Source organism: Streptomyces sp. NPDC003393 (genome assembly GCF_053589015.1).
On the sequence record NZ_JBSFRB010000026.1, the window covers coordinates 32,954 to 55,195 of the forward strand.

Annotated in this window: 21 protein-coding genes and 2 pseudogenes; 10 read left to right on the forward strand and 13 right to left on the reverse strand. The window is 74.4% G+C overall.

The features are described from left to right. Positions 1–35: 35 nt before the first annotated feature. The gene (locus ACWDUZ_RS23750; protein ID WP_451633799.1) at positions 36–1,214 is read right to left on the reverse strand and encodes a hypothetical protein; all 1,179 of its coding nucleotides are present in this window, start codon (positions 1,212–1,214) and stop codon (positions 36–38) included. A 308-nt stretch (positions 1,215–1,522) separates the two neighbouring features. Between ACWDUZ_RS23750 and ACWDUZ_RS23755 the strand changes: the two genes are divergently transcribed. Next, entirely contained in the window at positions 1,523–1,756 is a 234-nt protein-coding gene (locus ACWDUZ_RS23755) for a chaplin (protein ID WP_451633800.1), read from the forward strand. A gap of 291 nt (positions 1,757–2,047) precedes the next feature. On the opposite strand, the gene ACWDUZ_RS23760 is transcribed toward ACWDUZ_RS23755, so the two are convergent. Next, positions 2,048–3,412 carry an FAD-dependent oxidoreductase gene (locus ACWDUZ_RS23760; protein ID WP_451633801.1) on the reverse strand — a complete coding sequence of 455 codons (1,365 nt, stop codon included), beginning with the start codon at positions 3,410–3,412 and terminating at the stop codon, positions 2,048–2,050. Positions 3,413–3,764: 352 nt separating this feature from the next. Then, on the reverse strand, positions 3,765–4,610 hold the full coding sequence (locus ACWDUZ_RS23765) for an RNA polymerase sigma factor SigF (RefSeq protein WP_451633802.1): 846 nt from the start codon (positions 4,608–4,610) through the stop codon (positions 3,765–3,767). Positions 4,611–4,903: 293 nt separating this feature from the next. Here ACWDUZ_RS23765 and ACWDUZ_RS23770 point away from each other — a divergent pair, with 293 nt between their 5' ends. Beyond that, positions 4,904–6,418, forward strand: a complete 1,515-nt coding sequence (locus ACWDUZ_RS23770; protein ID WP_451633803.1) for an MFS transporter — start codon at positions 4,904–4,906, stop codon at positions 6,416–6,418. A gap of 82 nt (positions 6,419–6,500) precedes the next feature. On the opposite strand, the gene ACWDUZ_RS23775 is transcribed toward ACWDUZ_RS23770, so the two are convergent. Together ACWDUZ_RS23775 and ACWDUZ_RS23780 are read right to left on the reverse strand one after the other, a co-directional pair. Then, positions 6,501–7,037, reverse strand: coding sequence for a hypothetical protein (locus ACWDUZ_RS23775; RefSeq protein WP_451633804.1), 537 nt, complete (start codon positions 7,035–7,037; stop codon positions 6,501–6,503). 14 nt (positions 7,038–7,051) lie between these two features. After that, the gene (locus ACWDUZ_RS23780) at positions 7,052–7,585 is read right to left on the reverse strand and encodes a DoxX family protein (protein ID WP_451633805.1); all 534 of its coding nucleotides are present in this window, start codon (positions 7,583–7,585) and stop codon (positions 7,052–7,054) included. A gap of 348 nt (positions 7,586–7,933) precedes the next feature. Between ACWDUZ_RS23780 and ACWDUZ_RS23785 the strand changes: the two genes are divergently transcribed. The 3 genes and pseudogenes from ACWDUZ_RS23785 to ACWDUZ_RS23795 all read left to right on the forward strand — a co-directional run bounded on the left by ACWDUZ_RS23785 (position 7,934) and on the right by ACWDUZ_RS23795 (position 10,538). Then, on the forward strand, positions 7,934–8,449 hold the full coding sequence (locus ACWDUZ_RS23785) for a hypothetical protein (protein ID WP_451633806.1): 516 nt from the start codon (positions 7,934–7,936) through the stop codon (positions 8,447–8,449). A 91-nt stretch (positions 8,450–8,540) separates the two neighbouring features. Further along, positions 8,541–9,860 (forward strand): annotated as a pseudogene (locus ACWDUZ_RS23790) (cytochrome P450); the annotation flags it as partial. A 114-nt stretch (positions 9,861–9,974) separates the two neighbouring features. After that, positions 9,975–10,538: a hemerythrin domain-containing protein gene (locus tag ACWDUZ_RS23795; protein WP_451633861.1), complete on the forward strand. Its 564-nt coding sequence runs from the start codon at positions 9,975–9,977 to the stop codon at positions 10,536–10,538. A gap of 48 nt (positions 10,539–10,586) precedes the next feature. Here ACWDUZ_RS23795 and ACWDUZ_RS23800 read toward each other — a convergent pair whose 3' ends face one another. The 4 genes and pseudogenes from ACWDUZ_RS23800 to ACWDUZ_RS23815 all read right to left on the reverse strand — a co-directional run. Next, positions 10,587–11,486, reverse strand: coding sequence for an SCO6745 family protein (locus ACWDUZ_RS23800; protein ID WP_451633807.1), 900 nt, complete (start codon positions 11,484–11,486; stop codon positions 10,587–10,589). Positions 11,487–11,666: 180 nt separating this feature from the next. Continuing rightward, a complete protein-coding gene (locus ACWDUZ_RS23805) occupies positions 11,667–11,957 on the reverse strand; it encodes a hypothetical protein (RefSeq protein ID WP_451633808.1) in 291 nt (96 codons plus the stop codon). Further along, positions 11,954–12,286: a hypothetical protein gene (locus ACWDUZ_RS23810; protein WP_451633809.1), complete on the reverse strand. Its 333-nt coding sequence runs from the start codon at positions 12,284–12,286 to the stop codon at positions 11,954–11,956. Before ACWDUZ_RS23810 ends, ACWDUZ_RS23805 begins: the two co-directional genes overlap by 4 nt. A gap of 127 nt (positions 12,287–12,413) precedes the next feature. Further along, positions 12,414–13,103: pseudogene (locus tag ACWDUZ_RS23815) on the reverse strand (PP2C family protein-serine/threonine phosphatase); the annotation flags it as partial. 301 nt (positions 13,104–13,404) lie between these two features. Between ACWDUZ_RS23815 and ACWDUZ_RS23820 the strand changes: the two are divergent. Next, positions 13,405–14,667, forward strand: a complete 1,263-nt coding sequence (locus ACWDUZ_RS23820; protein ID WP_451633810.1) for a molybdopterin-dependent oxidoreductase — start codon at positions 13,405–13,407, stop codon at positions 14,665–14,667. After that, on the forward strand, positions 14,667–15,191 hold the full coding sequence (locus ACWDUZ_RS23825) for a hypothetical protein (RefSeq protein ID WP_451633811.1): 525 nt from the start codon (positions 14,667–14,669) through the stop codon (positions 15,189–15,191). Before ACWDUZ_RS23820 ends, ACWDUZ_RS23825 begins: the two co-directional genes overlap by 1 nt. On the opposite strand, the gene ACWDUZ_RS23830 is transcribed toward ACWDUZ_RS23825, so the two are convergent. The 3 genes from ACWDUZ_RS23830 to ACWDUZ_RS23840 form a co-directional block, all read right to left on the reverse strand. Then, complete coding sequence (locus ACWDUZ_RS23830; protein WP_451633812.1) at positions 15,080–15,826, reverse strand: class I SAM-dependent methyltransferase; 747 nt, start codon at positions 15,824–15,826, stop codon at positions 15,080–15,082. The genes ACWDUZ_RS23825 and ACWDUZ_RS23830 overlap by 112 nt on opposite strands. A 368-nt stretch (positions 15,827–16,194) precedes the next feature. After that, on the reverse strand, positions 16,195–16,812 hold the full coding sequence (locus ACWDUZ_RS23835; protein WP_451633813.1) for a TIGR04282 family arsenosugar biosynthesis glycosyltransferase: 618 nt from the start codon (positions 16,810–16,812) through the stop codon (positions 16,195–16,197). Continuing rightward, a complete protein-coding gene (locus ACWDUZ_RS23840) occupies positions 16,809–17,552 on the reverse strand; it encodes a glycosyltransferase family 2 protein (RefSeq protein ID WP_451633814.1) in 744 nt (247 codons plus the stop codon). Before ACWDUZ_RS23840 ends, ACWDUZ_RS23835 begins: the two co-directional genes overlap by 4 nt. Before the next feature lie 114 nt (positions 17,553–17,666). Here ACWDUZ_RS23840 and ACWDUZ_RS23845 point away from each other — a divergent pair, with 114 nt between their 5' ends. Together ACWDUZ_RS23845 and ACWDUZ_RS23850 are read left to right on the forward strand one after the other, a co-directional pair. Beyond that, the gene (locus ACWDUZ_RS23845; RefSeq protein ID WP_451633815.1) at positions 17,667–18,611 is read left to right on the forward strand and encodes a response regulator transcription factor; all 945 of its coding nucleotides are present in this window, start codon (positions 17,667–17,669) and stop codon (positions 18,609–18,611) included. A gap of 2 nt (positions 18,612–18,613) precedes the next feature. Then, positions 18,614–19,741 (forward strand): sensor histidine kinase, encoded by a 1,128-nt coding sequence (locus ACWDUZ_RS23850; protein WP_451633816.1) that lies wholly within the window; start codon positions 18,614–18,616, stop codon positions 19,739–19,741. Between the two features lie 43 nt (positions 19,742–19,784). On the opposite strand, the gene ACWDUZ_RS23855 is transcribed toward ACWDUZ_RS23850, so the two are convergent. Continuing rightward, a complete protein-coding gene (locus ACWDUZ_RS23855; RefSeq protein ID WP_451633817.1) occupies positions 19,785–20,807 on the reverse strand; it encodes an NAD-dependent epimerase/dehydratase family protein in 1,023 nt (340 codons plus the stop codon). A 583-nt stretch (positions 20,808–21,390) separates the two neighbouring features. Here ACWDUZ_RS23855 and ACWDUZ_RS23860 point away from each other — a divergent pair. Continuing rightward, a complete protein-coding gene (locus ACWDUZ_RS23860; RefSeq protein WP_451633818.1) occupies positions 21,391–22,134 on the forward strand; it encodes an SOS response-associated peptidase in 744 nt (247 codons plus the stop codon). Positions 22,135–22,242: the final 108 nt, after the last annotated feature.

Consider the following 22,242-nt stretch of genomic DNA (forward strand, 5'->3'; position numbering starts at 1 on the left):
CTCGGCGTGGGTGGGCCCGGGCGCACCGGCTGGTGTCAGGTTCCGCCGTGGAGGTCCGAGGGGCCGGGCGCGGGTGCCGCGTCCCCGGCGTCCTCCCGCACCGGGAGCGTACCCGGGCGCGGCGACAGGGCCGAACCCCTGAGCCGCTCCAGGCCGCGCGCCAGTTGCCGGAACGGGGAGCCCGTGGCCACGCGGGCGGGCCTGCGCGCGGGGGGCACGCCCTCGGCCCCGGCCTCGCGGAGGGCGGCCAGGGTTTCGTGCGCCCGTTCGGCCGCCTCGCGGTACAGGTCCCGCGACTTCGTCATCGCCTCCAGGGCCTCGGCGTACATGGCCACCAGCTCACGGGTGTGGGCGAGTTCCTCCTCCAGCGTCCTGAGGTGCCACTGCTCCCGCAGCGCGGTCAGGGCGTCGTCGGCGCCGTCCGGCAGGGGCCGGCGCAGCGCGGCGAACCGCGTGATCGCGTGGAGCAGTTCGGCCGGCTCGGTGCCGTCCAGGAAGACGCTGCGCACGGAGAACTCCTGCGCCTCGTAGCCGGGGGCGGCCGGGTGGCCGGGCAGGACGACGGCGCCGCCGCGGGGCACCCTGGTGCCGAAGTCGTCCAGCACCCAGTTGACGGCCCTGAGCCGGTGCGGCGCGGCACGGTGCTCCACGACACGGTGCCGCAGGCCCTCCGGCAGCGGCCCCAGCAGCGTCGCACGGCCGCGCTCGTCCGGGGTCATGGCCTCGTGCACGACGACATGGACGCACCAGGTGTCGCGCACCGCGTGCCGCAGCACACGCCGGAGCTCCTTGTCGTCGTCCGGGAGCGGGTTGACGTCACCCAGGCGCAGGCCGGTGCCGGCCTCCCGGTCCCAGCCGACGTCGGACCGCCGCGGCCAGAACATGGTCGCGGGCGACGGCCAGCGCGGGTCCCAGTCCCGTTCCGCCTCCGCCACCAGCACCCAGTCCTGCTCCTCGGCGGAGCCGCGGCGGGGCGACAGGGCGAGCCGGGCGCGAACCGTCACCTCGTCGGGCGCGAGCCAGCGGGCCTCGAAGACGTGTTCCCGGGAGGTGTCGGCGTCGTCGGGTTCGAGGTGACTGTGGATGACGCCGTCGGCCTTGAGTTTCTCCAGGTGGCGCCGTACGGCGTCCGCCGCGCCGGGACCGGTGTGGCGGCCGCGCGCCGACCACACCGTGGGCGGGGCCGCGGGACGGGAGGAGGAGGAGTTCGACATGGGCCAATCTGCGAGCGGGGACGGCATGCGTGCGCTTACCAGTATCAACCAGAGCGGATCATGATCGGCCCGGCTGGGCCCCTCCGACGCGCCGGTCGGGCCGCGAGCGAGACGGCGTGACGTTGACGCGCACGCCCTGATCTGCCTGCGACGTCGCCCGGGCGGCCGCACACCCGGTTCCCCGATCGGTCCAACCGACGCCCGGGGAGACTGAGGTTTCTACTCCGTTCGGCCGTGGGGTGATGGTCCCGCGGCCGTTGACGCGCTCACTGTTGGGGCACCTGCTACTTCGAGCGACAGGAGTTCTCATGAGGATCCGTATGACGGCCGCCGCGGTCCTGGCGGGTGCGGCCCTGGTGGCGGGCGCGGGCACCGCTGCCGCCGACGCCACGGCGAGCGGCGCCGCCTCCAACAGTCCGGGCCTGCTCTCCGGCAACGTCATTCAGGTCCCTCTCGACCTCGGCCTGAACCTGTGCGGGAACTCGATCGGCGTGCTCAGTCTGCTCAACCCTGCCGCCGGGAACACGTGCTTGAACCAGTAAGAGAGCCCCAGCCACCAGGGGCAGCAGTCGGACGAGCCGTACCTCGGAACCGAGGTACGGCTCGTCCGTGCACGGAGCCACTGCTCGCTCCGACGCAGACGGGGCACGCCCCGATGCGGATGGTGGGCGGGCCCCGTCAGCCGACCATTGTGGTCGGCGGTACCGTCCGGCGACACAGGTGTGCGGGCGCGTGGACGGGTGAGGCGCGCACACCCCGTGCGCGGTATGCGGCCCACCACCTGGCCGCGACGTCCCGGCCGCGGGTCGCGCGCTGGGGATCCGGGCTGCGGTCTACGCCCCGCTCGCCCGGAGCATCTCCTCGCGCTCGACGATCTTCACCCGCTCACGGCCCTGCGGCTCGCCCAGCGCCTTCTCCGCCGCGTCGAGGCGGTACCAGCCCTCCCAGGTGGTGAAGCGCACGTTCCGCTCGGCCAGGAAGGCGTCGACGGCCTCCGGACCGGGGGAGGCGGGGGTGTGCAGCCGCCCGGCCGCGTAGTCCTCGAGCAGGTTGGCGACCGTCTCGTTGGCGTCGCCCTTGGTGTGGCCGATCAGGCCCACCGGGCCGCGGCGGATCCAGCCGGTGACGTACGCCGACTGCACCTGCTCGCCGCTCTCGGAGATGATCCGGCCGCCCTTGTCGGGAACCGTGCCCGTCTCGTCGTCCCACGGCAGCTTCGCCAGCGGGTCGGAGAGGTAGCCCACGGCGCGGTAGACGGCGGTGACGTCCCAGTCCTTGAAGGTGCCGGTGCCCTTGACGTTGCCGGTACCGTCCAGCTCCGTGCGCTCGGTGCGCAGACCGGCCACCCTGCCGTCCTCGCCGAGGATCTCGGCCGGGGACTCGAAGAAGTGCAGGAACAGCTTGTGCGGCCGGTCGCCGACGTCGCGGATCGCCCAGTTCTCCAGGGTCTTGGCGACCATGTCGGCCTGCTTGTTGCCGCGCCGGGTCGCGATGGAGCCCTCGTCGTAGTCGATGTCCTCGGGATCGACGACGACCTCGATGTTCGGGGAGTGGTCCAGCTCGCGCAGCTCCATCGGGCTGAACTTCGCCTGCGCGGGACCGCGTCTGCCGAACACGTGGATCTCCAGCGCCTTGTTGGCCTTCAGGCCCTCGTACACGTTCGCCGGGATCTCGGTCGGCAGCAGCTCGTCGGCCGTCTTCGCCAGGATCCGGGCCACGTCGAGGGCGACGTTGCCGACCCCGAGCACGGCGACCTTCTCGGCCTCGAGCGGCCAGGTGCGCGGCACGTCCGGGTGGCCGTCGTACCAGGAGACGAAGTCGGCGGCGCCGTAGGAGCCGTCGAGGTCGATGCCGGGTATGGGCAGCGCCCGGTCGGCCGTGGCGCCGGTGGAGAAGATCACGGCGTCGTAGAACGCCCGCAGGTCGTCCAGGGTGATGTCGTTCGGGTAGTCGACGTTGCCGATGAGCCGGATCTGCGGTTTGTCGAGCACCTGGTGCAGCGCCGTGACGATGCCCTTGATACGGGGGTGGTCGGGGGCGACGCCGTAGCGGATCAGGCCGAACGGCGCCGGCATCCGCTCGAAGAGGTCGATGGACACGCCCGGCTCGGCGGCCACGCCGGACTTGAGCAGGGCGTCGGCGGCGTAGATACCGGCGGGGCCGGCTCCGACGATGGCTACCCGCAGGGGGCGGGGCATGATCAGGTTCCCTTCGAGCGGTGACAGGCGACTCGACGGCAACCCTAAACTGAGGCAAACCTAAGTTGGTACGCGGGTCCGGTCTATGGGGCCATAAGGCTCGGTTATGGGTCAGCAAAGGCGGTGTGATGGGCGTCGCCGCAGGACCGGGCGGCGGCGCCGCGGCAGGACCGGACACACTGCCGCGGGGCCCGGACGCATGGCCTCGCCCCGGCTCGACGCACACGCGGAACGGGGCCGGACACCGCCCACCTCCCCAGGACGGCGGCGTCCGGCCCCTGGCCCCGCAGTCACGCGGGGCGTTGAGCCCGGTCGGGCCCGGTCAGGTCGTCCGGGTCGAACCAGGTCTCCGCTAGCCCGTGGCGAGCAGCCCCTGGCGCAGCCGGGCGAGCAGACGGCTGAGCAGCCGGGACACATGCATCTGGGAGATGCCCAGCCGTTCCCCGATCTGCGCCTGGGTGAGCTCCTCGACGAACCGCATGTGGATGATCTGCCGGTCCCGCTCGTCGAGGTCCGCCAGGAGCGGGGCCAGGCTGTGCACGTCCTCCACGAGTTCCATGGCCATGTCCTCGGTGCCGATGAAGTCGGCCAGGACGCTCTCGCCGTCCTCGCTGCCGGCGACGGCGGCGTCCAGCGAGGCGGAGGTGTAGCCGTTGGAGGCCACCATCGCGTCGACGACCTCCTGCTCGGGCAGGTTCATCAGCTCCGCGAGCTCCTGCGTGGTGGGCCTGCGGCCCAGCCGGCTGCCGAGCTCCTCCGTGGCCCGGGCGAGCTCCACCCGCGCCTCCTGAAGCCGGCGCGGCACGTGCACGGCCCAGGAGGTGTCCCGGAAGAAGCGCTTGATCTCGCCGACGATGTAGGGCACGGCGAAGGAGGTGAACTCCACCTCGCGGGCGAGTTCGAACCGGTCGATCGCCTTGATCAGCCCGATCATGCCGACCTGGACGATGTCCTCCATCTCCTGGGGGCCCCGGCTGCGGAAGCGGCCGGCCGCGTAGCGCACCAGGGACATGTTCATCTCGATCAGCGTGTTACGGGCGTACTGATGCTCGTGCGTGCCCTCTTCCAGGGTCGCCAGCCGGTCGAAGAACAGCCGCGACAGTGCCCGCGCGTCACTCGGCGCGACGTGCGCGGGGTCGGCCACCTCGGGCAGCCCGGTCCCCGCCGGAGCCGCCTTGGCCTCTGTAGTCACCGCCATCGTGCGTGTCCTCCCTCTGAGCCGATGTGTCGCCTGTCCGTGACCGTCTCGTGATCACGACGGGCTTCGCAGCGTGTACCCCCCTCCGGAAACCTCACACCCATTATTTCTCCGGTCGGCTCATTTCTCCCCTCGGCGGCGTACCCCCGCGGCACCCGCAGACGGGCGCCCTGACGTGTCCGTTCCTCCTGGACGAGGGCGTACGGCACGTCCTGCGGGGGAACGCGCCACTTCGGCACGCCGGAACGTGTGGGACGGAACGCGGGCCGCGGCCGCAACCGGGAGGAGCGTTCGTGGACAGGGACTCGCGGCCGGGCCGCCGCGGCGACGCCCCGGAGGGCACGGCCGCCGCCGGACGCTGGAAGGCCCTGTGGGTCACCCTGACGACCGGCTTCATGAGCCTGCTGGATGTGACGATCGTGGCCGTGGCGCTGCCGTCGATGCAGCGCGACCTGCACGCCTCGGCGTCCTCGGTGCAGTGGGTGGTGTCCGGATACGCCCTCACGTTCGCCCTCGTCCTGGTGCCGGCGGGCCGGGTGGGTGACGCGGTGGGCAGACGTCGCATCTTCCTGTGCGCCCTGGCCGGATTCGTGGTGTGCAGCGCCGCGGCGGGCGCCGCGCCCACGATCGCCTGGCTCGTCGTGGCCCGGCTCGCGCAGGGCGCCTGCGCGGGATGTCTCGCCCCGCAGAACTCGGCGCTGATCCAGCAGATGTTCCGCGGCGCCGAACGCGGCCGGGCCTTCGGGCTCTTCGGCGCCACGGTGGGTGTCTCCAGCGCCGTAGGACCGATCACCGGCGGCCTGATCCTGGCCTTGGCGCACGGCGCGCAGGGCTGGCGCTGGATCTTCTACGTCAATGTGCCGGTCGGCGCGGTGGCGCTGCTGCTGGGGCTGCGGTTCCTGCCCCGTGTCGCCCCGGGCCGCCGGGAACGCCTCGACCTGCCGGGCGTGGCGCTGCTCGGCGCCGGGGTGCTGGCCTGGATGCTGCCGCTGGTGTTCGCCGAGAGCGGCGGACTGCACCGGCTGTGGTGGCTGTTCCCGGTGGGCCTGGCGCTGCTGGCCTGCTTCGCGCTCTGGGAGCGGCGGGTGGCGGCACGGGAGTGCCGGCCGCTGCTGGATCCCCGGCTGGTCACCGGGACGCGTGGTTACGCCCTGGGGACGGCGCTGGGCACGCTGTACTTCGTGGGCTTCAGCGGGGTGTGGCTGGTGTTCGCCCTGTTCTTCCAGGAAGGCCTGGGCTACGAGCCGCTGCGCTCCGGTCTCGCGGTCACGCCGTTCGCGATCGGCTCGGCCGGCGCGGCGGTGGTGGCCGGGTGGCTGGTGGAGCGGCTGGGCCGGCTGCTGACCGTGTGCGGGCTGGTCGCGGTGATGGCGGGGCTGGGCGCGACGGCGCTGGTGCTGCGCTTCGCACCGCAGGACGTCGTCGCGTGGCTCGCCGCCCCCGGCCTGTTCGTCGGCGGACTGGGCAGTGGCTGCGTGATCTCCCCGAACGTGACGATGACGCTGCGCGAGGTGCCGGTGCGGATGGCGGGGGTGGCGGGGGGTGCTCTCCAGACCGGCCAGCGCCTGGGTGGCGCCGTGGGTACGGCCGCCCTTCCGGGCCTGTTCTACCTGGTGCTCGGCGCGAGCGGGGAGGACTTCCGGCAGGCGGTGGCGCTCTCCGTGGGCTCCGCCCTGGTCGCCATGCTGGCGGCCCTGACGATCGCCGTCCTCGACTGGCGCCGCGATCCGTCCCGCACCGCACGCCGCCGCCCCCGGGGACTCCCCGGAGAGTCCGCCCGCGGCTGCCGGTGCGGCGGACGGGAGTGACGGTGTGGGGCGGCGGCCGGGTGCGAGCCGGACGAGCCACGTGTACGGCGGCGGGCGAGGGTGATGTCGGAGCGGAGCCCCGTCACCAGCCGCGGAACGTCTCGGCCGCCTGACGCGCGCGCAGGTCGTCGATGGTGCGCAGTTGCTCCCGGCCCCGCTCCAGGAGCCCGTCCAGCTGGAACGGGTCGAGGCGCCGCTCATGGTCGGCGAGCGCCCGGAGCGTCTCCCAGGCGCAGATCTTGCCCTGCACGCCGATCTGCAGCAGCTCCAGTTCCAGCAGGGAACTCAGCGGTGAGCGCCGGAGCAGGGAACCGTTGCTCTTCAGCCGCCCGGCCCGCTCGCCGAGCCGCCCGGCGTAGACCTTGTAGCGCCGCACCGGCAGTTCCAGCCGCCGCATGAGGGCCAGCAGGCTCCTGCGGTCCTCGCCGATCGCGGTGGCGATCGGCGCCACCGCGGCACCGAGCTCGGACCCCCGGCAGGCGGTGGCGAGGTGCCGGGCCCGTTCGGCGCCCACCGTCGCGCCCGCCAGGTGGTCGTTGAGGTAGATCCCGAGCAGGGTGTAGCCGCTCTGCCCGGAGAGCCCCGGAAGGAAGGATGCGGAGCGTCCTTGACCGTTCATGGCGTGTCCCCTGATCAACCGGGCAGCTTGGCGCGGATGCCGCCGATCGTGGCGGCCGGGCCCGCGGTCGCACGAACGGTGCGGCGTACCAGGCCCGCCTCCCGCTGGAGTTCGCGGGCCGTGCGCCTGCCGCGCCACAGCATCGAGGGTGTACCGCCGGTGTCGTCCGCCGCGATCAGCAGGCCGCCGAGCATGGAGAGGTTCTTCAGGCAGTGGATGAGCTGCTGGGAGCGCTCGGCGGTGTCGTCAACCTCCCAGAACCGGTGCCCCGCGAGCGTGGTCGGCACCAGCGTGCCCGCGAGAGCCAGCGCGCTGAGCCGGGGCAGCCGCCCCAGGCCCAGCATGACACCCGCGGTGACCTGTACGGCGCCGCTCAGCCGCACGACATGTTCGGTGCGCTCCGGCAGCACCGGCACGCGCTCCTGGATCGGTCGTACGACGGGTTCGGCGAGCGGGGCCACGTCCTGGGGCCTGCGGACGGTGTTGAGCCCTCCGAAGACGAACATGGAGGCGAGCAGGGGCCGACCGGTCAGGCGCAGAAGACTCATGGTCCTCTCCAAGGGGTGTGGATGCGTGGGCGTATCGGTGTACGGCCTTCGCCGAGTTCCCGGGCCGCACGCGCGCAATCGAGAGGGACGGGCGGGAAGCGTGTCCGCCGAAGGGGCGACGAGGCATACCCGAAGGGACGAAAAGAAGCCGTACGAAGGGGCCGAAGGGACGCGCAGCGGATGCGCGCCGGCCCGCGGACGGCCGAAATGTAGTACAACCCTTTTTCACGTTTCGGGACAGGCGCCACCTTCCGGGGCATTACGGAAGCTGCGTGTGCCGAGCCGTGTCCGACCTGCCCACCAGGGCCGGGAACCACCCGGCCCGCCATCCGCTGGGGGAGCACCCATATGTCCACGCGTGTGCGCAGCCGCCGCGGCCTCGTCGCCGCCTCCGTTCTGGCCGGGGCCCTCTGCCTGGGCGCCGTGACACCGGCGCTGGCCGGGCCCGGCACCACCCACTCCTCCACCGGCGGCCGTGCGGCCTCCGAGCCCGCGGCCCAGGGCGACCCGCGCGCCGTGACCCAGCGGGTCTCCGACTTCTACGGTGCCTATATCGACACCGCCTGGGACGGCGAGGACCCGGCCGCCGTCGCGAGCCTGAAGGCGCTGAAGGACTTCTACCTGTCCGCCGGCGCCCGCCGGAAGGTCGCCGCCTACGAGGCCAGGGAGCACGCGGACGGGGTTCTGTTCGCCCAGAACGTGCCGGTGCGATGGAGGGTGGCCTACACCGGGGCGGGTGCCGGGCAGGCCACGTGCAGGGTGACGCTCGTCTGGGGCGACCGCAGGGACGCCCAGGTGACGGGGATCGACGTCCGCTCCGACCTGAAGACCCGCAAGATCACCGAGCTGAAACTCGTCCGATGACGGCGGACGGTGTCCGATGCCGCGCGCTGATCGTCCCGGGGCCCGGATCCCGCACGCGGTTCCGGCACACCCCCTCGGGCACTCGGCCGGCGTGAACGCCGCCCGACGCCCCGCACGGCCCCTGGCCGACCAGACACTCGCCCTGTTCGCCGGGGGATATGCCTGGCTGCCGGGGCGCATGCGGGAGAGCGGGCCCCGGGTGGTCACCGGGCTGGCGGTCCGGACCCGGCTCATGGGCCGCCCCGCCCTCGCCGTGCGCGGTCCGGACGCCGTGCGGTTCTTCTACGACGAGCGCAACGTCCGCCGCCACGACGCGATCCCGGAACCCGTCCTGGACACGCTCTTCGGCCGAGGCGTCGTACACACGCTCGACGGCCGGGAACGCCGGGAGCGCAAGCGGCTGTTCGTTCCGCTGCTGCACGCCGACCGGGTCGCCGCCGTCGTCGAGGAGACCGCGGCGGCCTGGGACGAGGCCGTGGCCGGCTGGGCCGGGCGCGACCGCGTCGTGCTCTTCGACGAGGCGGCCGAGGTGCTCACGCGCGGGATGTGCCGCTGGGCGGGTGTCCCTCTCGCGCAGGCGAACGCGGAGACACACGCGGACGCGGGGGACGCGGCGACGGCCCGCGACCTGATCGCGATGGTCGACGGCTTCGCCACCCTCGGACCACGTCACTGGCGGGCCCGCCGCGCCCGCGCCCGGCAGGAGGAGCGGCTGGCCCGCCTGGTCCGGGACGTGCGTGCCGGCCGTGCCGCGGCCCCGGCCGGTTCCATGCTGGAGCGGGTCGTCCGGCACCGCGGCGCCGACGGGGAGTCGCTGACAGCGCGGACGGCCGCGGCCGAGCTGCTGAACGTGCTGCGCCCCACGGCCGCCGTCAGCTGGTTCGTCGCGTTCGCCGCGCACGCCCTGCACCGGCGTCCCGAGACGCGCGCACGGCTGCGGGAGGGCGACACCGCCTACGCCGTCGTGTTCGCCCACGAGGTGCGCCGCTTCTATCCGTTCGCCCCCTTTGTCGCGGGCCGGGCCGCCAGGGACCTGTCCTGGCAGGGGCAGCCGGTTCCCGAGGGCGGCATGGTGCTCCTCGACGTCTACGGGCAGAACCACGACGCCGACCTCTGGGGCGACCCCTACGCCTTCCGGCCGCAGCGCTTCTTCGAACACCCGGCCCAACGCGACGAATTGATCCCCCAGGGCGGGGGCGATCCGTGGACCGGCCACCGGTGTCCCGGCGAGGGCGTCGTCCTCGGCCTGCTGGAGTCCCTCGCGGTGCGTCTGGCCCGCCTGGAGTACAACGTCCCCGACCAGGACCTGCGCATCTCGCTGCGCCGTGTTCCGGCGCGCCCGCGCAGCGGCTTCGTCATCGGCGGCGTACGCGCAACCGGCCGCCGTACGACGGCGGCCGCGGCGGCCGGCGGTGGTGTGACGGCGGGCGGTGGTGTGGCCGGGGCCGCCGGGGGAACCCGTCCGCCGGCCCACCGGGGGACACACCGTCCGACACGCCACCCTCGAACACCAAGGAGCCCTGCCATGGGACACGGCGGAGACGTCATCAACGAACTGACCACCGACCACCGCGAGGTCGAGGAGATCTTTGCCCAGATCGAGGCCCTCCCAGCCGGCGACAAACGGCGCAAGAACCTGGCGGATCAGGCGACGATCGAACTGGTCCGGCACTCCGTCGCCGAGGAGATGTACCTGTACCCGGCGGTCCGCCGGTGGGTGCCGGACGGCGACGCGATCGCGGACCGGGAGATCCAGGACCACGCGGAGGCCGAGCGCACGATGAAGGAGCTGGAGGGCTGCGGGCCCGAGGACGCGCGGTTCGACGAGTTCATGGGCCGTCTGATGCGGGAGATCCGGGAGCATGTGACGGACGAGGAGCAGAACCTCTTCCCCCAGCTGCGCCAGGCCGCGACCCCGGAGGATCTGGAGCAGCTCGGCGAGAAGGTGCGCACCGCCAAGAAGACGGCCCCGACGAGGCCGCACCCCACGGCGCCGGACACGCCGCCCGCGAACAAGCTCCTGGCTCCCGGCGCCGGCATGGTCGACCGGATCAGGGACGCACTGTCCGGCCGCGGGAAGACGGACTGACGCCGATCGGGGCCGGCCGGCGCCGGCAGCCGTTCGCCGGGGTCCCGTTCACCCGCCGCCGGCGCCGGTGGCGGGTGAGGTGTTCCACAGAGCGCCGGTGAGGCCCACCGGGTTGCCGGCCGGGATCAGTCCGGTGTGCAGCACCGTCTTGGCCAGCGGTTCGAGGAGATCGGCCAGGCGCGCGCCGGCGTCGGTGCCGAGGGCGGCCCACGGCTGCCGGGCCGCCGCGTCCGTCCGCGCCTCCACCTCGGTGCGGACGGCGGCTCCGGCCGCGGTCAGCGTGCCGTCCTCGGTGAGCCAGCCGCGCTCGCGCAGATCCTCCTCGGCCGCCTGCCAGGCCGCCACGTCCCACTTGCGGGTCTCCCGCAGCAGCGTCGCGTCGGACTCGCCGGCGGCCGACTTCAGCACCATAGCGGCGACGGGGCCGAGCCCATGCGCGACCAGTACGGCCACATGCCCGTCGCCGCGGTGTTCGCGCAGGGTCGTCAGGGCCTGCCAGAGCCGCACGTGCGGTGGCGCGGGCCGATCGAGTGCCTGGTTGGCGGCGCCGAGCACCCGTCCAGCGGTGTCGGCCGCCGCGGCCGCCCGCCACGCCAGGTCCGCCGCCTCGGCCAGCTGCGGACCGGTGGCGGCGTCTCGGCCGAGCAGGCGCGTCAGGGCGGCGTCCATCGCCTCCTGCCGGGCCGCGAGGGCGTCGGCCGGGTCCGTGTACCGCCAGGCGTCCGGCAGGGCCCGGGCCACTCGGTCGGGGTGGAAGACGTAGAAGGAACTCGTGACGACGGGAGCGGGTACGGCGCCGAGCGGGGCGGCGCGCAGCGCGAAGTACCCCATCCAGAAGCCGCGCAGCCCCAGCGCGTCCGCCGCCCGGCGGGCCTCGGGCGCGAAGTATACGAGGCCGTGGACCGGTTCGTAGCGCTCCCACAGCGCCCGTGCCAGGAGGTCGGTCATGCCGGATCAACTCCGTTCGTCGGCTTCGGAGCAGCATGCGTCATGACGGTCGTCATAACAACCCCGTGCCCACCTCGAACCACCGGAACCGGCCACTGAAATGCCCCTGCCGGCCGCCGGGTGCCGCGCGGCGGAATCGGGGCGCCCGGCGACGGGGCCCGGCCGACCGGGTGGGACGGGTCAGGCCAGCGCCAACAGCACCGCGGCCACCACCGTGAGCGCCGCCATCGGCACCATGACGACGCGGGCGCGGTGGGCCCAGGACGGCAGGCCGGTCCGCCGCGACCGGGAACCGCCCGGCCCGCACCCGACGTCCGGTTGGGCGAGGGTCCGCCCCGGGCCGAGCAGCGCGCGGCACCAGGGGCAGTCTCCGTCCTCCCACGCCTCCTTGCCGTGCTCGGCGAGCGGACGCGGCCACGAGGACGTCCGCGGTCGCCACCGTGCCGCCGCCGTCACATCGGCCGGCCTCACAGGACGGGGATCCCACGCGGTACCGGCACTGCGGGCACCGCCCCGGTCGCCGCCTCCGCCGCCACTCGCGCTCCCGGCCCGGCATCGGCGCCCGCGCCCGCTCGCCCGCCCCCGTCCGGCAGGAGCCCGCCCGCTCCGGTGCCCCAGGGCCGCAGCAGCGGCTTGCCGGGCGCGCGGACCGCCGGAGCATGGGGCGAGGGCGCACCGGCCTCCGCGAACGAGGCCCAGCGCACTCCGGAGGAATGGGGGCCGGCGGTCAGTTCCGCGTAGGGCCGGTCCGCCGGCGGGTGGCCGAGGGTGGGCGGCACGGCCCGAGAAGTGCTGTCCATACCGAAGCAACGGCGGTCACCCCTCGTCCGTACGCGCCGCGGCCCGCTCCCTCACCGCATCAGGTGAGGAGACCGCTCGAACGGACGCGTCCGCCGATGCGACAAGCAGCCCGACGGACGGCGCCGTTCACCCGGGGGTCAGCTCGGCCGGCAGCAGCGTCCGGTCGTCGCCGCCGCCGTCGGCCGCGGACTGCGTCAACAGGCGCCCGCACAGGGACGGCAGGGCGTCCGGGTGCCCGAGGTCCGGCACGGTGGCGGCCCCCGCGTCGAGGGTTCGGGCGAGACGGGAGACGCCCTCGTCGATGTCACTCGTGCGGGACTCCACCAGCCCGTCGCTGTAGAGCAGCAGGAGGGCCGGTTCCGACAGGTGCAGCACCGTCGGCTCGTAACGGTCCGTGCCCAGTCCGAGAGGCAGGCCCGCGGTGGTGAGTTCGACCCGCGCCGCCGGTCCGCGGGGCCCGCGGACCAGGGGCGGCGGGTGACCCGCCCCGACGAAGGTGCAGGTGTGCCGGTCCGCGTCCCACTCCGCGTACCTGCAGGTGGCGAAGGAGGCGCCGGGTGTGACGGCGGCCATCGCGTCCAGTCGGCACATCAGCTCCGTCGGGCCGATGTCCAATGCCGCCAGCGTACGGACGGCGGTGCGCAGCTGGATCATGGCGACGGCGGACTCCGGCCCGTGGCCCATGGCGTCGCCGACGACCATGCCGAGCCTGCGGCCGCCCCGGGGCAGCACGTCGTACCAGTCACCGCCGATGACGTCGTCCTGCCCGGCGGGCCGGTAGCCGTGGGCGACCCGGCAGCCCGCGAAGGACTGGCCGACCGGGCCTGGTGCACGTCCCGTTGTGGCGCCCCGAGCGGGAGGAGGACGTCCCCGAGAACCCGTCGCAGTACTGGGTCTACGCGGGGGGCGGGCGCAAGAGCCGGTGAACACCGTGGATCCGAGCGCTGATCGGGGACCGGCTCCTCAGGCGGGCCGCCGCGCGCTGTGGACCGGATGAGTGATCCCACCGGAACGCCAGGGCGGCGGCCGGCGTGCGCGTATGCCGACGGCGCCGACGTCAGGGTTTCGTCACGGGCCGTGCAGTGCCGTCCCGGCGGTAGCGGCCTACCGTCGGAATATGAGCGGTCGACGGCTCCCCACCTCTCCCGGTTTCTGGCGCAGCCCCCTGCGCGGTCCGTGGTTCACCTCGGTGCTGGGCCTGGTCCTGCTGGTGGGCATCACCGTGCTCTTCGTGACCGGCCTGGTGTCGTACGCCGCCTACAACCCGGGCCTCACCCCGGTGAACGACAAGACCCCCGGGAAAGGGATCCTCGGGTTCTACCTCTTCGACTGGCCGACGCGTCCGCCCTGGCTGTACCGGCTCACCCAGAACGTCCACGTGACGCTGGGGATCACCCTGATCCCGGTCCTGCTGGCCAAGCTGTGGTCGGTGGTGCCCCGGCTGTTCGCGCTGCCGCCCGCCCGGTCCCTCACCCACGCGCTGGAACGGATCTCGCTGCTCCTGCTGGTCGGGGGCGTCCTGTTCGAGTTCATCACCGGGGTGCTCAACGTCCAGCTGGACTACATCTTCCCCGGCTCGTTCTATCCGCTGCACTTCTACGGCGCCTGGGTGTTCTTCGCGGCCTTCGCCGTCCATGTGGCACTGAAGCTGCCCACGGCGTGGCGCCATGTACGCCGTGCGCGGGGAGCGGCGGGCGAACCCGTGCCGCCGCACGAGGACGGGGACCTGGTGTCCCCGCGGCCGGATCCGCCCAGTGTGTCGCGCCGTGGCGCGCTGTGGGTGGTCGGAGGCGGCTCGCTGCTGCTGTTCGCCACGACGGTGGGCCGCGGCTTCGACGGACCGCTGCGGCGCACCGCCCTGCTGGCCCCGCACGGCGGGTCCGAGCCGGGCACCGGACCGAACGGATTCCAGATCAACAAGACCGCCGCCTACGCCGGGATCGACGCGGCCGAGACGGGCGAGGAGGCCTGGCGGCTCGTCGTCACCGGACGCACCGGCACCGTCCGCCTCGCCCGCGCCGATCTGCTCCGCCTGCCCCTGCGCAGCTCCGCGCTGCCCATCGCCTGCGTCGAGGGCTGGTCCACGTCCGACCAGTGGTGGCGCGGCGTCCGGCTGCGCGACCTCGCGGCGCTCGTCGGGTACGAGGATCCGGCCGGCGTGCCCGACGCGCTCGTGGAGTCGCTCCAGCGGCACGGTGCCTTCCGGCGGGTCGGCCTGCGCGCCAACCAGGTGCGCGACCCGCTCTCCCTGCTCGCGATCCAGGTCAACGGCGAGGACCTGACCTTGGACCACGGCTACCCGGCCCGGGTCATCGTGCCCGCGGCACCCGGCGTGATGAACACGAAGTGGGTGGCCGGGCTGACCTTCGGAGACCTGTGATGACCCCGCGCGCCCCCCGCCCCCTCCGCGCCGTCCGCCCCTTCGGCTTCCTCCGCTCGCTCCGCCTTTCCCGCCTCCCGCTCGGCAGCCCGTTGCAGCTGGTGCTGCTCGCCTGCTCGTTCGCGCTGGCCGGATACGCGGGGGTGCGGCTGTTCGCGGGCGACTGGTTCGGGGTGGCGCTGTGGTTCGTGGGCGCGGCGCTGCTGCACGACCTGGTGCTGCTGCCGCTGTACGCGGCGGCGGACCGTGCCGCCGTGCGGGCGGCCGGTCGGGCCGGCCGCCGCGCGTGGGTGGCGTACGTCCGGGTCCCGGCGATCCTGTCAGGGCTGCTGTTCCTGGTGTGGTTCCCGCTGATCACCGGGCAGGTGGACCCGCGGCAGTACCGGCTGACCACCGGACTGTCGCCGGACGGCTACCTCGCCCGCTGGCTGCTGATCACCGCCGTGCTCTTCGGCGGCTCGGCGCTGGTCCTCGTGGTGCGGCTGCGCAGGGCGGCGAAGCACCGGCCGCCCGCCGTCCACTGATCGACGGCCCGCCAGCCCGCGCGCCCGGCGTGGCGCAGCAGGGCCGGGGCGCCGACGCGCGCCCAGGGGAAGGGGTCGCCCGCACCGCCCGCCACGTCTGCCCGGTGGACGACCTGGACCTCGACGCGCTCGTCGACGTCCACGGGCGCGGCCTCGGCGATCAGCAGACCGCCGGGCCGCAGCAGCCGGGCCATCCGGTGCAGCAGGACGCGCGGGTCGCCGCCGATGCCGACGTTGCCGTCCATGAGGAGCGCGCTGTCCCAACGACCCTCACCGGGCAGCGGTTCGAACACCGAGCGGCGCAGCGCGGGCCCGCCGAGACCGACGGTGCGGGCGACGGCCGCCTCGCTCACGTCGATGCCCAGGACCGGCAGTCCGCGCGCCGCGAGGGCCGCGACCAGCCGCCCCGGTCCGCATCCGACGTCCAGCACCGCGCCCTCGCAACGGGCCAGCACCTCCAGATCCACCGCGTCGGCCTCCGCACACCACCGCTCCACCTCCAGCGGCAGCAGCCACCCGTCGGTCCGGCGCAGGAACAGCGGCCCGCGACCGTCGCGCAGCGCGGCGGTGTAAGGCCCGTCGGCGCTCCATTCGGGTCCGTCGGCGCCTCGGGTGTATCCGTCGGGAGTTCGCACGGGTGCGTCGGTGGCTCCCGTCCGCGGCTCGCGGGCCGGCGCGCGCCTGCCGCCGTTCCCCGCGTTCGCGTCGGCGGTCCGGGGGGGCCGACCCGCCGGCCGCGCGAACCGGTCCGTGGCCGCCGCGGGCCTGTCGTCGGTCCGCGTGGGTCCGTCGGCGGTGCCCGCCCGTCGAGCGGCGGTGCGCGCGGACTCCTCGGCGGTTCCCACGCCTGTGTCCGGTGTCCGTGCCGGCCCGTCGGCCGTTTCGGTGGCCCCTGCGCGACGCCCTGCCCGGCCGCCGGCGGACCACTCGGCACCGGACGCCGGTGTGGCCGCCGCCCCGGCGTCGGTCGAACCGGTCGTCGATGCGATCTCGTGTGCGGTGGTCATCGGCCGGTGACCACCGCACAGCGGGCGAGACGTGCGGCGAAGCGGCCGTGCGGGGCGCGGGCGGCCACGGCCCGGGCGTCGGCGACGGTGTCCACGTCGCGCAGCAGCGGAAGGTCGCGCACCCGCAGACCCGCCGCGACGAGCCTGTCGCGCTGCACGGCGCCGGTCACGGACGTCGACATGGGCACGCCCCGCAACAGCGAGGGGTCAGGCTCCGCCAGTCCCAGGGCCCAGAAACCGCCGTCCTCGGCGGGGCCGAACCACGCGTCGCAGGTGGCGAAGTCGACGCCGAGCAGGTCCGGGGTGACCTGCGGGGTGTCCATCCCGATCAGCAGCGCCGGACCGGTACAGCCGGCGAAGGCCGCCGCCAGCCGTTCGTCCAGACCGCCCGCGCACTGCCGTACGACGTCGAAGCCGGGCGGCAGCCAGGGGCCGGCCACACCGTCGAGGACGAGGACCCGCCGGTCGGCGGGGGCCGCGGCCACGGCGAGCAGGGTGTCCGCGAGGGCCGCCTCGGCGAGTTCGGCCGCCTCCCGCGGGGTGAACGGCGGCGTCAGCCGGGTCTTCACCTTCCCCGGCAGCGGTTCCTTCGCGATGACGAGCAACGTGGTCAACGGGGCACTCCTCGGGTCGCGTGCGGGACCGTGGGCACACCCTGGGCGCCGCGCGGGCCCGGCTCGGCCAGCACCCGGCGCATGTCCCGTACCGCCTGCCAGGTCCCGCGCCAGGTGCCCGTCACCTTCGAGGCGCCGGTGCGCGGCAGGTACGGCACGTCGTGCTCGGTGACGTGCCAGCCCGCGTCGGCGGCGCGCACCACCATCTGCAGCGGGTACCCGCTGCGGCGGTCGGTGAGGCCGAGCGCGAGGAGCGGCGCCCGGCGCGCCGCCCGCAGCGGGCCGAGGTCGTGCAGGCGCAGACCGGTGCGGCGGCGCAGCATCCGGGCCAGTGCGAGATTGCCCACCCGGGCGTGCGCGGGCCAGGCTCCCGGGCCTTGCGGCCGGCGCCGGCCGAGCACCAGGTCGGCCGCGCCGGTGCGCACCTCGCGGACGAAGGGCACCAGCAGCGTCGGGTCGAGCGAGCCGTCGCAGTCGCAGAAGCACACGATGTCGGCGGTGGCGGCGGTCAGCCCCGCGTGGCAGGCGGCGCCGAACCCGCGGCGCGGCTCGGACACGACGGTCGCGCCCAGCTCACGCGCCAGTTCGGCCGAGCCGTCGGTGGAGCCGTTGTCCACGACCAGGGCGCGCCAGCCCTCGGGGATGCGGGCGAGCACCCAGGGCAGGGCGCCGGCCTCGTTCAGGCAGGGGAGCACCACGTCGACGTCCGGTGGTGTGGGAGAGGTCGTCACGGCTCTCACCCTACGGACTCAAAACGGACATAACGGCTGTCGGCATCTTACGAAACGCGGACGTCGCAAGCCGCCGAGCCACCGGCAGCGGCACCACGGCCGCCGCAGTGCCAGGCTGGACGCATGCAGCAGCCGTACGAGCCCCGAGCGGGCGGTCACCAGGCGGGCGCCGGCGAACCACGAATCGGCGACCCCCGATTCGGCGAACCCGGCACCGGCGAACCCAAGGCCGGTGAACCCGGAACCGGTGGACCCCGGAATGCCGGACCAGGAACCGCCGGACCGGGAACGACCGAACCGGCGACCGCCCTGTCCGGAACCGCCGGACGCCGGCCGGCCCCCGCGGCCCGGGTCCTGGTCGTGGAGGACGACCCCACCGTCGCCGAGGTGGTCTCCGGCTACCTGGACCGCGCCGGCCACGTCGTGGACCGGGCCGGGGACGGGCCGACCGCACTGGCTCGCGCGGCCGCGCACTGGCCGGACCTGGTGGTGCTGGACCTGATGCTGCCCGGCATGGACGGCCTGGAGGTCTGCCGCCGGATGCGCGGCCGCGGCCCGGTGCCGGTCATCATGCTCACCGCGCGCGGCGACGAGGACGACCGCATCCTCGGCCTGGAGGTCGGCGCCGACGACTACGTCACCAAGCCGTTCAGCCCGCGCGAACTCGTCCTGCGGGTGGAGTCGGTGCTGCGCCGCACCCGGCCCGCCGCCGTGTCGCGGCCACCGGCCGCGGCCGGCCTCGCCGTCGACCCGGCCGCCCGCCGCGCCACCAAGCACGGCACCGAGCTGGCCCTCACCCTGCGCGAGTTCGACCTGCTCGCCTTCCTCCTCAGGCACCCCGGCCGCGCCTTCAGCCGCGAGGACCTGATGCGCGAGGTGTGGGGCTGGGACTTCGGCGACCTGTCCACGGTCACCGTCCATGTGCGGCGGCTGCGCGGCAAGGTGGAGGACGACCCGGCCCGGCCCCGCCTGATCCAGACCGTGTGGGGCGTCGGATACCGCTTCGACCCCGCCGCGCACCTGGGCGAAGCACGCACGGGCGAAGCACACGAGGCCGAAGGGAGCTGAGCGTGCGCGACATTCTGCTGATCGCCCTGTACTCCTTCCTCGGCGCCGCGGCGACCGGCCTGGCCGGGGCCTGTGTGCTGCGGCTGATCCGGCGGCGCTCCCTGACCGCCTCGCTCACCGTGGTCGCCGCCGTGGCGGTGGCCGCGATGCTGGCCGGCACTCTGGTGGTGGCGCAAGCGATGTTCCTGTCCGAGCACGACCTGTCCGTCGTCACCACCGTGGTGGCCATGGCCGCGGTGGTGTCCCTGGTGACCGCGCTGCTGCTGGGCCGGTGGGTGGTCGCCCGCAGCCGCGAGCTCGCCCTCGCCGCCCGCTCGTTCGGCGAGGGCGGCGACTTCGCCGCGCCCGACACCCCGGCGACCGCCGAACTGGAGTCCCTCAGCCGTGAGCTGGCCGCCACCAGCGCGCGGCTCGCCGAGTCCCGGGAGCGCGAGCGCGCCCTGGAGTCCTCGCGCCGGGAACTCGTCGCCTGGATCTCGCACGACCTGCGCACCCCGCTCGCCGGACTGCGTGCCATGTCCGAGGCGCTGGAGGACGGTGTCGCCACCGACCCGGACCGCTACTTCAAGCAGATCCGCGCCGAGGTGGAGCGCCTGAACGACATGGTGGGCGACCTGTTCGAGCTCTCCCGCATCCACGCCGGCAGCCTCGCCCTGACCCGCTCCCGGATCTCGCTGTACGACCTGGTCGGTGACGCGCTCGCCGGGGCGGACCCGCTGGCGAGGGAGCACGGGGTGCGCCTCGTGGGCGACCGGGTGGAGCCGGTGCCGGTCGAGGTGGACGGCAAGGAGATGAGCCGGGTGCTCGGCAACCTGCTGGTGAACGCCATCCGCCGCACCCCTGCCGACGGCACGGTCGCCGTCGCCGCCGAACGCTCGCCGGAGGGCGTCGTCGTCCTGTCCGTCACCGACGGCTGCGGCGGCATCCCCGAGGAGGACCTGCCCCGGGTCTTCGACACCGGCTGGCGCGGGACCCACGCCCGCACACCCCCGGCCGGCGCGGGGCTGGGCCTCGCCATCGTCCGGGGCATCGTCGAGGCCCACCAGGGCCACACCGCCGTTCACAACATCCCCGGTGGGTGCCGCTTCGAGGTGACCCTGCCCACGGCGGCCCACTCGGCGGAGAGCTGACCCGCAGAGCCCGGCCGGACGACGCGGACGAGGAGCCGCTCGGCTACGACAGGTGATCGACCGGCTTCTCGTCGCGCAGGGGCGAGCGGGCGAACTCCCGCATCCCCTCCTCGAAGCCGACCTCGGCCTTCCAGCCCAGTTCGGCCCGCAGCCGTGAGGAGTCCGCGGTGATGTGCCGTACGTCGCCCAGGCGGTACTCGCCGGTGACGACGGGCTCGGGTCCGCCGTACGCGGCCGCGAGGGCCCGCGCCATGGCGCCGACCGTGTGCGGCTCGCCGCTGCCCGTGTTGTAGACGGTCAACGCGCCCCGCGGCGGCTCCGCCTCCAGCGCCGCGACGTTGGCCGCGGCCACGTCCCGTACGTGCACGAAGTCGCGCCGCTGCCGGCCGTCCTCGAACACGCGCGGCGCCTCGCCGCGGGCCAGCGCGGAGCGGAAGAAGGACGCGACGCCCGCGTACGGGGTGTCACGGGGCATCCGGGGCCCGTAGACGTTGTGGTAGCGCAGCGAGACCGCCGACCCCGCCGTCGACCGCGCCCACGCGGCCGCCAGGTGCTCCTGGGCCAGCTTGGTCGCCGCGTAGACGTTCCGCGGATCGGGCGGGGCGTCCTCACCGACCAGTCCGGGGCGCAGCTCCCGCCCGCACCTCGGGCACACCGGCTCGAACCGGCCCGCGTCCAGGTCGCCCACGGACCGCGGACCCGGCCGTACGACCCCGTGCTCCCGGCACTCGTACCGCCCCTCTCCGTACACCACCATCGACCCGGCCAGCACCAGACGTCCCACGCCCGCCTCGGCCATCGCGGCGAGCAGGACGGCGGTGCCGAGGTCGTTGCGGGAGACGTACTCGGCCGCGTCCCGGACGCCGTCGCCGAGGCCGACCATCGCCGCCTGGTGGCACACGGCGTCCACGCCCGACAGCGCGCGGCCCACCGCCTCCGGGTTCCGCACGTCCGCACCCGCGGACGTGCTCACGTCGAACACCACGGCTTCGTGCCCACGCTCCGTCAGCGCCTGAACGACATGGGACCCGATGAATCCGGCACCGCCGGTGACCAGTACACGCATACGGCCCACGCTAGGCCGCCGGCGGCACCGCACCGCACGAACGCGCCGGTCACGTCATCACTCCGTAAGACCCCTCCACCCGCCGCCGCACGTGCTGGGCGGCGCGACGTCGCCGCAGGACCAGCGGAAACACTCGCCGTCCCCATGCGCGGATGCCTCCCGGTGGCGTCGCCGGTGCCGCCGGCCTCGCGGGGCCTCCGGGCGGCGGTCACCGGCCTGACGCTTCGTCGTCCGCCGTGGCGGGCTCCGCGGCCGGCCGGTCGCGGACCTGGCGCCCCGTCATGTCGCCCCGGCCCGATCGAGGTCGCCCGACACCCGGTCGCACGGCCCGATCGCGGCCGTGCCGGCCTGTACCGCAGTCCCGTCCGCCAGGAGGGTGACGAGAACGTTTGGAACCTCCCCGGTGAGTGACACCATGTGAGGTGTGGCCCAGTCTCTCCGCCCCGGGGAGGCTCCACGACGGCGCGGTCGGCAGCGAGCCGCGATGCCGGCGGTTCCGGTCCATGAGGGCGGACAACCCCGGGCACGACCCGTCCCGTTCCGCAACTCGACACACGGCCATGCCCGATGGCCATGGATGGACATGTGCGGTCGTTACGTCTCCACGCGCAGCCCCGAAGACCTGGTGCGGCACTTCGGGGTCACCGAGTGGCGCCCGGAGGAGACACTGGAGCCCAGCTGGAACGTCGCACCCACCGACCCGGTGTGGGCCGTTCTGGAGCGCACCCCGCGGGAGGACCCGGAGGCGGGCCCGGTGCGCCGGGAGCTGCGGGTGCTGCGCTGGGGGCTGGTCCCGTCCTGGGCGAAGGACCTGCGGATCGGCGCCCGGCTGATCAACGCCCGGGTCGAGACCGTGCACGAGAAGCCCGCCTTCCGGCGCGCCTTCGCCAGGCGCCGCTGCCTGCTGCCCGCCGACGGCTTCTACGAGTGGCGGCAGGTCAGGGCGGAGGACACCGGCAGGACGCGCAAGCAGCCGTACTTCATCCACCCCGAGGACGATGGGGTGATGGCGCTCGCCGGCCTCTACGAGTACTGGCGCGACCCCGGGGTGGCGCGGGACGACGACCCCGCCGCCTGGGTGACGACCTGCACCGTCCTGACCACCGAGGCCACCGACGCGGCCGGCCGCGTGCACCCCCGCATGCCGCTCGCCCTCACCCCGGACCACTACGACGCCTGGCTCGAGCCGGGCCATCAGGACCCCGGCGGGCTGCGGGAGCTGCTCAGCCCTCCTGGCGGCGGCCGTCTGGACGCCCGTCCCGTCTCCCCGGCCGTCAACGACGTCCGCAACAACAGGCCGGGCCTGCTGGAGGGGCCCGCCCCGTGACCCGCCTGCGCCGGACGGACAGCCGTGTCCCCCGGTGACCGGCGTCCTGGCGCGTTGCGCCCGCACCGGCGCCCGGGTGGCCCGTACCGTGCTGTGGACGTGACCGTC

Bases quoted from the DNA above. Each gene is read 5' to 3' on its own strand.
- ACWDUZ_RS23750 (WP_451633799.1), bottom strand. From the start codon at position 1,214: ATGTCGAACTCCTCCTCCTCCCGTCCCGCGGCCCCGCCCACGGTGTGG.
- ACWDUZ_RS23755 (WP_451633800.1), top strand. From the start codon at position 1,523: ATGAGGATCCGTATGACGGCCGCCGCGGTCCTGGCGGGTGCGGCCCTG.
- ACWDUZ_RS23760 (WP_451633801.1), bottom strand. From the start codon at position 3,412: ATGCCCCGCCCCCTGCGGGTAGCCATCGTCGGAGCCGGCCCCGCCGGT.
- ACWDUZ_RS23765 (WP_451633802.1), bottom strand. From the start codon at position 4,610: ATGGCGGTGACTACAGAGGCCAAGGCGGCTCCGGCGGGGACCGGGCTG.
- ACWDUZ_RS23775 (WP_451633804.1), bottom strand. From the start codon at position 7,037: ATGAACGGTCAAGGACGCTCCGCATCCTTCCTTCCGGGGCTCTCCGGG.
- ACWDUZ_RS23780 (WP_451633805.1), bottom strand. From the start codon at position 7,585: ATGAGTCTTCTGCGCCTGACCGGTCGGCCCCTGCTCGCCTCCATGTTC.
- ACWDUZ_RS23785 (WP_451633806.1), top strand. From the start codon at position 7,934: ATGTCCACGCGTGTGCGCAGCCGCCGCGGCCTCGTCGCCGCCTCCGTT.
- ACWDUZ_RS23795 (WP_451633861.1), top strand. From the start codon at position 9,975: ATGGGACACGGCGGAGACGTCATCAACGAACTGACCACCGACCACCGC.
- ACWDUZ_RS23800 (WP_451633807.1), bottom strand. From the start codon at position 11,486: ATGACCGACCTCCTGGCACGGGCGCTGTGGGAGCGCTACGAACCGGTC.
- ACWDUZ_RS23810 (WP_451633809.1), bottom strand. From the start codon at position 12,286: ATGGACAGCACTTCTCGGGCCGTGCCGCCCACCCTCGGCCACCCGCCG.
- ACWDUZ_RS23820 (WP_451633810.1), top strand. From the start codon at position 13,405: ATGAGCGGTCGACGGCTCCCCACCTCTCCCGGTTTCTGGCGCAGCCCC.
- ACWDUZ_RS23825 (WP_451633811.1), top strand. From the start codon at position 14,667: ATGACCCCGCGCGCCCCCCGCCCCCTCCGCGCCGTCCGCCCCTTCGGC.
- ACWDUZ_RS23845 (WP_451633815.1), top strand. From the start codon at position 17,667: ATGCAGCAGCCGTACGAGCCCCGAGCGGGCGGTCACCAGGCGGGCGCC.
- ACWDUZ_RS23855 (WP_451633817.1), bottom strand. From the start codon at position 20,807: ATGCGTGTACTGGTCACCGGCGGTGCCGGATTCATCGGGTCCCATGTC.
- ACWDUZ_RS23860 (WP_451633818.1), top strand. From the start codon at position 21,391: ATGTGCGGTCGTTACGTCTCCACGCGCAGCCCCGAAGACCTGGTGCGG.